A 7,300-nucleotide genomic window follows, 5' to 3' on the forward strand; every position below is an offset into this window, starting at 1 on the left:
TGACGTCTGGATGTGACTGAAAGACGGGCCGGAGGTCGCCCATCCCGCTTGAGGGGATGGGGCGGAGGTGGGCGTCCATCGGTGATCCACACAACGACCCCCACCCTCATTCCCTCCCCTCAAGGGGGAGGGAGGCGAAGGAGCCGCCGATTCCGATAGAGTTTGACGTGCCTTAGGGCAGAAAACTGCCATTTCGGCTGAATGGCGATCGGTCCTGGGGCGTGCAGGGCCTACCAGGGGGCGTTGCCCTGCGGCTCCACAAAGCGACCCGTTACGGCATCGGGCCCGAGCACTGCATATTCGACGGGAAGGCGCGCACCTTCCGCGGGGGTCATGAAGCCATTGCCTCCCGTCAGGTCCGTCCTGACATAACCGGGCGCCACCGCGTTGACGACGATGGAAGTGTCCTTCAGTTCCGCCGCCAGCTGCACCGTCAGCATGTTGAGGGCCGCCTTGGACGCATTGTATCCGATGAGCCGGGCCTCATAGTAAGGCGAGGTCGGGTCGCCATTGACGGCCAGCGAACCCAGCGTCGTGGACAGATTGACGATGCGAGCAGCCTTCGACCGGCGCAGCAACGGCAGCATGGCCTGCGTCACGGCAAGAGTGCCGAGGAAATTGGTCTCCATGAGCCTGCGGGCTGCGGCGGTCGTTGCAACGGAAGGCGGGCCGTCTTCGGCATCGACGATGCCGGCATTGTTCACGAGAATGTCGAGGCGGCCATATCTGGCGGCAATCATTTCGGCCGCGCAAGCGATGGTGGTCTCGTCATTGAGGTCGATTTCGATCGCTTTGACGGCGAGCCCGGCGTCCGCCAGATCGCCGGCGGCATCCTGGCCGCGCTTCAGGTCGCGCGCCGCCATCAGCACCATGATGCCCTTCTCCGCCAACTGCCGGGCGACCTCGAGCCCGATGCCTTTGTTGGCGCCGGTCACGAGCGCAATTTTCTTGGTGTCGGTCATCGAATGTCCTTCAGATATTGGCCGAAAGGCTGCACCAATATATGAAGGATCATTCGCGTTTAGGATTCGCATATGGACGCCACCCCGCCCCGGCACCTCAACGCCCGCAAGAAGCCGCGTCAGGTGCGTTCGGTGACGACGGTTGAGGCGATTTTCGAAGCGACCATTCAGGTTTTGCTCGGTGACGGAATCCACCGGCTGACCACCACGCGCGTGGCCGAACGGGCGGGGGTGTCGGTGGGCACCATGTACCAGTATTTTCCGCACAAGCAGGCACTGCTCTATGCGCTCAACGAGCGTTATCTGGACCTGGTGGCCGAGCGCGTGGAAGAAGCCTGCCGCGCGCAGCATGGTGCGACCACGAAGGCAATGGTCGAAGCGCTCGTCACCGCCTACTGGCAAGCCAAGACCGAGCGCAGCGACGTCACCCGGGCGCTCTACAATTCCGTGGTCGAACTCGACAATCAGGCCCTTGTCGACGCGTTCGCCAGGCGCATGGACGCGGCAACCATCGCCATGCTCAAAAGCGCCCCCGACGCCGACTATGCCGATATCGACCTGGTCAACGTCACGCTCTTGTCGGTGATTTTCGGCACAGTGCGCAACGTCTTCGAGCGCAACCTGCCCGCATCCGAACAGGCCGCCATTCGCCACCAACTCATGACGGTGTGCCTTTCCTACCTCGAGACGTCGGGAGGGTAGGCGCGGTCTATCATCCGGTCGCGAGGTCGGAAGCGGACTGCCGTCTTCAACCCCGTGATGGACATTGCAGCGCCCCAGGCAGACCGGCAGCTTTCAGAAAATCGCCAAGGTGGCCCGAATGACCGAATGGAGCGCGGGGCTGTCCGGCTGCTTTCGACCCTATTTCGGCCATTGGCGTGCTCTTCCGCGGTGACTGCTTCTGGCCTCGAGCAGACGTTCGGATTTACGCCGCACTTTTGCTTCCCCGAGAGGCTGCCCGCAGATAGGGTCCGCGCCATGCGCATGGGAAATTTGGGATAATCTTGCCATGGTGTCGGAAGATGACTTCCAACCTTGGCTGTCACGTTGGGGTTTGGTGCCGGAAGGCGACGCCATCCGTACGCACAGCAGCCTCCTGCTGCCGGTGCAAAGGGATGGCGTGCCAGCGATGTTGAAGATCGCCACGGCCGAAGAAGAGCTCAACGGCGCGCACCTCATGGCCTGGTATGCCGGGAACGGTGCTGCTCGCGTGCTCGCCCATGACGGTCCTGGCCTGCTGCTTGAGCGTCTCAGTGGACAGAAAAGCCTCATCGAGATGGAACGCTCAGGCCGGGGGGATGAGGCAACGAAGATCATCTGCGCGGTCGTGGCGAGGCTGCACGCGGCGAGAGACCGCATGCCGCCGGAAACGCTATATCCGATGGCGACGTGGTTTCGTCAGCTTGAGCCTGCGGCGGCGCGATTGGGAGGCGTTTTGACAAAGTCCGCAGCGGCGGCACGCGAACTTCTAGCTACGCCCCAGTACGTCGTTCCACTGCATGGCGACATCCACCATGGCAATATCCTCGATGGGGACGAGCGCGGTTGGCTCGCGATCGATCCCAAAGGGGTGCTTGGCGAGCGGGCCTTCGACTATGCCAACCTGTTCTGCCACCCCGAAGCCAAGGTTACCACAGAAGCTGGCCGGCTAGATCAACGGATCGATATCGTGGCACGGCACGCGAACCTAGATCCGAAGCGACTCTTGAAGTGGATCTTGGCCTATGCAGGCTTGAAGTCGGTTTGGACCATGAAACGAGAAGGCGGTGGCCAAGAGGCGCGCGAGCTCACAATCGCCCAGATGGCCGCAGCCGCGCTGGGGCTTTAGCGAACGTCACGGTCGATCAATTGAAGGTCCGCTTTTGGCGCTAAGCTGATGCTTGCCAGCGATTATCACGGTGACCGCTTCCCACCCCGCTGCCGTCCGCGTCACGACAACGGCGATGCTGCCGGCTCCCCGGAAGTTGTCGCGTAGCGGCCGACAGAGGTTTGAAGATGCAAAAGGCCGGTCTTCAAAGACCAGCCTTTTGCTTGGGCAGGCAACGTCGAAACCAACGTTCGGCTCGATCGAACGTGGCAGGTGAAGTTATGAAGTGTAAAGCGGAAGACTGCTTGGCAGGGCGCCCTGCACGTCACCATACGTAGTTGTTATAGTGTTCTTCCGGGCTATCGTAGTTATAATGATTGTAGTGCTCTTCAGCATCCTCATAGACGTAATTATTGTAATGCTCTTCAGCACTATCATACACATAATTATTGTAATGATCTTCGGCGCTGTCGTAGTTGCCTCCGGCCAAGGCGCTCGAGGTAAGCGACAGTAGGGCCGAAGTTACGGAAATAAGCGTGAGAGTAACCAGCTTCTTGGGCATGAGCCCCTCCTTTTGCGTGAGCTACTTTGTAAGACAAACGTGACAGTGAAATCCCCAAATCTCACTCCCGCAAATGACGATGCTAGCGGCGAAGCCGCTATCATCAAATTATAGTTTGATGACACTATAAGGTCTTGGAACGAAACAGATTTCGCTGGTGGTCTGAATCCGGATACGCTGAACGCGGCCACAGAAACTGCACAATTGGAAAGCTGGGTTGGCGCGACGCAATTTCCAATCGGAAGCAGCCCGTCCGTAAACCAACCCGAAGCGGCACCAGCCGGAAGTGGACTGGCCCTACCCTGCCTTGCGCTGCTGGTGCGCGCGCAGGTCCACCATCTCGATCCGCCCGAGCCCGCGCCGCTGCGCCTTGGCCAATGCGCTGGCGGCGGCCTCGAAGAAGCGGCGGTCGGGGGCGCCGGCGGGGTTAATCGCGGCCAGCCCCGCGCCGGCCGTCAGCACACCCGCGTGGCTTTCCTTGTGCGCGATGCCGAGGCCCTGCACGTCGCGCAGCAGCTTTTCGGCGAGGTTGCGCGCGAGGAGAATCGGGCAGTCCGGCAGCAGCAGCACGAATTCGCCGCGCCCGTGGCGCAGGCAGTCTGCGTTCGCCTGCGCCAGTCTCTTGCGCAGCGCCTTCTCGACCCGCCGCATCTGGTGGTCGATGCCGTCCTTGTCGTAGACGAGGTGGAGGTCCTTGAACCGGTCCGCTCCGATGACGAGAAGGCTGAGCGTCACCTTGCGCTCGGCGCAATGGCTCCAGGCGCGCGCCAGCGCCTCCTCGATCCGCCCGCCGAGCGGCGCGCGTACGCCCAGCGCCCGCGCGATCGCGGCCCGGCCGTAAGCCGGCTCCCGCTCCCGCCCACCCCTCGGCCGCATCGCCTCCAGAGCCGCCCGGATACGCGCCCAAAGGGCGTCGTTTTCGTCCTTGACGAGAAAGGTGTCGCTCATGTCCGGCCTGCTGGTGGTGCGAGGAGTATGCGCACCGCCAGTCTGGCGGGACATGGTTAACGGGAGGTGAAGATCGCCTCGCCTACCGCTCCTCCGGCGGCTCCCATTCGGGCCAGTCGACGGCGTGCTCTTCCCATTCGCCGGCTTCGACGTCGAGCTCGCTCATCGTCCTGCCGCGCACCGAGACCCCGACGTCCTCGACGGTCTGCATCGTTCCCGAGATCAGCGGGTGCCACCAGGCGAGCCCCTTGCCCTCGGCGATCCGCCGGTAGGCGCAGGTCCTGGGGATCCACTTGATCTCGAGGATGTTTTCGGGCGTCAGCTTGATGCAGTCGGGGACCTTGGCCTTGCGGTTCTCGTAGTCGCTGCACGCGCAGGTGTCGCCGTCGAGCAGGCGGCAATGCACGTCCGAGGTGATGATCTCGCCGCTGTCCTCGTCCTCGAGCTTGATGAGGCAGCAGCGCCCGCACCCGTCGCAGAGCGCTTCCCATTCCGCCTCGTTCATCTCTGCGAGCGTCTTTTCTTCCCAGAAGGGCATGCTGTCCTGTCTCACGTTCACCCTTGCCGGCGATATGTGTTTGCCCGGCATCGGATGCGGTTCATAATCAGTCCACTACAACGAAATGTGCGTCCGGGACGCACAAAACTTTGCTAGCAATGGTCCGCTAACCTGCCGGGCGTAAGGTCCCGCGGGGCGCGGATCAGAGACCCCAGGCGGGACGAACGTGCAGGACCAGACCAATCAAAGGCCGAAACGCAGGAAATCCGGCTTTCTGGCGGCCGACGCCTGGCTCGATTCCTCGCTCTACGATTCCTGGCGGGCGCTCGGGCGCGGTTACACGCGCTTCCAGGATTTCATGTCCCGTTTCCATGTCTCGGGAATCAAGCGGTTTTTTGTCGAGATCTTCTCGGACGCCCTGTCGTTCGGCGCCATCGGCTGCGTGCTGATGACGGCGCTGGCCATGCCCGCCTTCGACATCACCGCCTCGGGCGAATACAACCGGGCCGAAAACTACTCCGTCGTCTTTCTCGATCGCTACGGCAACGAGATCGGCCGGCGCGGTATCCGCTCCGACGATTCCGTCGCCCTCGACCAGTTGCCGGATTTCCTCGTCAAGGCGACGCTCGCGACCGAAGACCGGCGGTTCTACGAGCATTTCGGCATCGACGTCGTCGGAACCCTGCGCGCCCTGATGAGCAACGCCTCGGGCGAGACTTCGCTCCAGGGCGGCTCCTCGATCACCCAGCAACTGGCCAAGAACCTCTTCCTCACCTCCGAGCGCACGCTCGAGCGCAAGATCGTCGAAGCGTTCCTCTCGGTCTGGCTCGAGTGGCATTACAACAAGGATGAGATCCTCAAGCTCTATCTCGACCGCGCCTATATGGGCGGCGGCAATTTCGGCGTGGTGGCGGCGGCCGACTACTATTTCGGCAAGCAGGTCACCGATATCACGCTCGCCGAAGCCGCCATGCTCGCCGGGCTCTACAAGGCGCCGACGCGCTTTGCCCCGCATGTGGACCTTGCTGCCGCGCGCGGCCGGGCGAACGTCGTTCTGACCAACATGGTCTCGGCCGGCTTCCTCACCGAGGGCCAGGTCACCGCCGCGCGCCGGCATCCGGCCAGCCCCATCGACCGCGCCTCGGACCTCAATTCCCCCAACTATTTCCTCGACTGGGCCTTCGAGGAGACCAAGGCGATCATCGAGGCCAACCGCGCCACCTCCAACAACTTCATCGTGCGCACCACCATCGACTCGACCCTGCAGTCCTATGCCGAAGAGGCGGTGACGTCCGTCGTGCGCGAGCAGGGCGAGGCCTATAACGTCAGCCAGGCGGCCATGGTCGTTACCGACCTCAACGGCGCCATCCGCGGCATGGTCGGGGGCATGGACTACGGCAAGAGCCAGTTCAACCGTGCGATCGTGTCGACCCGCCAGCCAGGCTCGGCCTTCAAGCCCTTCGTCTATGCCGAGGCCTTCGAGCAGCTGGGGCTGCGGCCGAGCGACACCATATCGGACCGGCCGGTGTGCATCGGCGACTGGTGCCCGCAGAACTACGGGCGCAATTACCGCGGCTCCACCACCCTGCTCTCGGCCTTCGCCGCCTCGATCAACACCGTGCCCGTCACCCTCTCGATCAAGACCGGGCGCGAGCCGATCGCCGAACTCAGCCACCGCATGGGCATCCGCAACGACTATCCCATCACCCGCTCGCTGGCGCTCGGCGTCGCCTCGGTTTCCGTGCTCGACATGACCTCGTCCTACGCGGTCTTCGCCAGCGGCGGCCTCAAGACCCAGGCCTTCGGCATCACCCGCGTCACCACCCTCGGCGGCGATCTCGTCTACGAGAAGCAGGCCGATGCGCCGCGCGAGCGCATTCTCAGCGAGCGGACGGTCGCCGACATGAACATGATGATGCGCACGGTCGTCACCGGCGGCACCGGCCGGCGCGCCGACGTCCCCGGCGTGCCCGCCGTCGGCAAGACCGGCACCACCACCTCCTATCGCGACGCCTGGTTCTGCGGCTTTACCGGCAATTTCGTCGCCGCCGTCTGGTTCGGCAACGACGATTACCGGCCGACAAAGGACCTCACCGGCGGCACCCTGCCGGCCATCGCCTGGCAGAAGTTCATGGCCTATGCCCACACCAACACCGAGATCAAGCCGCTCTTCGGGGTCGATTTCGTGCCCGAGCAGACGATCGTGGCCGAAGCGCCCGAGGAGGCGGAGGCCGCCGACGAACGTCCGCCGAGCCTCACGCCCGCGGCCGCCCGCAAGCTCGTCGATCTCGCCGAGCGCCTGCAATCGACCATCGATGCCGCCGCCCCCATCGGCGCCCAGGCCCGCGCCCAGACCCCCATCGGCCGCGAAAACCTCTAGTGCAGCGCTCGTTTCTCATATCAGGTGATCGCCAGGCGGACTGGTCGGCACGATACGCTCCCCTCCCCCTTGAGGGGAGGGGCTGGGGGTGGGGGTCCACCGGCGGCCCACCGCGCCACCCCCACCCTCGATCCCTCCCCTC

7 protein-coding genes are annotated in these 7,300 nt (G+C 63.6%); 3 read left to right on the top strand and 4 right to left on the bottom strand.

All coding sequences use genetic code 11. From position 1 onward, the window contains the following. Positions 1 to 230 precede the first annotated feature (230 nt). Positions 231 to 962, bottom strand: a complete 732-nt coding sequence (locus tag VE25_RS18150) for an SDR family oxidoreductase (protein ID WP_046110081.1) — start codon at positions 960 to 962, stop codon at positions 231 to 233. Between the two features lie 72 nt (positions 963 to 1,034). Between VE25_RS18150 and VE25_RS18155 the strand changes: the two genes are divergently transcribed. Together VE25_RS18155 and VE25_RS18160 are read left to right on the top strand one after the other, a co-directional pair. Then, a complete protein-coding gene (locus tag VE25_RS18155; protein WP_046110082.1) occupies positions 1,035 to 1,664 on the top strand; it encodes a TetR/AcrR family transcriptional regulator in 630 nt (209 codons plus the stop codon). A gap of 307 nt (positions 1,665 to 1,971) precedes the next feature. After that, entirely contained in the window at positions 1,972 to 2,790 is an 819-nt protein-coding gene (locus VE25_RS18160) for an aminoglycoside phosphotransferase family protein (RefSeq protein ID WP_046110083.1), read from the top strand. 304 nt (positions 2,791 to 3,094) lie between these two features. Here VE25_RS18160 and VE25_RS18165 read toward each other — a convergent pair whose 3' ends face one another. The 3 genes from VE25_RS18165 to VE25_RS18175 all read right to left on the bottom strand — a co-directional run bounded on the left by VE25_RS18165 (position 3,095) and on the right by VE25_RS18175 (position 4,817). Next, positions 3,095 to 3,331 carry a hypothetical protein gene (locus tag VE25_RS18165; RefSeq protein ID WP_046110084.1) on the bottom strand — a complete coding sequence of 79 codons (237 nt, stop codon included), beginning with the start codon at positions 3,329 to 3,331 and terminating at the stop codon, positions 3,095 to 3,097. A 297-nt stretch (positions 3,332 to 3,628) separates the two neighbouring features. Further along, positions 3,629 to 4,279, bottom strand: a complete 651-nt coding sequence (locus tag VE25_RS18170) for a diguanylate cyclase domain-containing protein (protein WP_046110085.1) — start codon at positions 4,277 to 4,279, stop codon at positions 3,629 to 3,631. Between the two features lie 82 nt (positions 4,280 to 4,361). After that, positions 4,362 to 4,817 (bottom strand): YcgN family cysteine cluster protein, encoded by a 456-nt coding sequence (locus VE25_RS18175; RefSeq protein WP_046110086.1) that lies wholly within the window; start codon positions 4,815 to 4,817, stop codon positions 4,362 to 4,364. A gap of 187 nt (positions 4,818 to 5,004) precedes the next feature. Here VE25_RS18175 and VE25_RS18180 point away from each other — a divergent pair, with 187 nt between their 5' ends. Continuing rightward, positions 5,005 to 7,158: a transglycosylase domain-containing protein gene (locus VE25_RS18180; RefSeq protein WP_046110087.1), complete on the top strand. Its 2,154-nt coding sequence runs from the start codon at positions 5,005 to 5,007 to the stop codon at positions 7,156 to 7,158. Positions 7,159 to 7,300: the final 142 nt, after the last annotated feature.

The sequence above is a fragment of the Devosia geojensis genome (genome assembly GCF_000969415.1).
GTDB lineage: Bacteria > Pseudomonadota > Alphaproteobacteria > Rhizobiales > Devosiaceae > Devosia > Devosia geojensis.

Bases quoted from the DNA above. Each gene is read 5' to 3' on its own strand.
- VE25_RS18150 (WP_046110081.1), bottom strand. From the start codon at position 962: ATGACCGACACCAAGAAAATTGCGCTCGTGACCGGCGCCAACAAAGGC.
- VE25_RS18155 (WP_046110082.1), top strand. From the start codon at position 1,035: ATGGACGCCACCCCGCCCCGGCACCTCAACGCCCGCAAGAAGCCGCGT.
- VE25_RS18160 (WP_046110083.1), top strand. From the start codon at position 1,972: ATGGTGTCGGAAGATGACTTCCAACCTTGGCTGTCACGTTGGGGTTTG.
- VE25_RS18165 (WP_046110084.1), bottom strand. From the start codon at position 3,331: ATGCCCAAGAAGCTGGTTACTCTCACGCTTATTTCCGTAACTTCGGCC.
- VE25_RS18170 (WP_046110085.1), bottom strand. From the start codon at position 4,279: ATGAGCGACACCTTTCTCGTCAAGGACGAAAACGACGCCCTTTGGGCG.
- VE25_RS18175 (WP_046110086.1), bottom strand. From the start codon at position 4,817: ATGCCCTTCTGGGAAGAAAAGACGCTCGCAGAGATGAACGAGGCGGAA.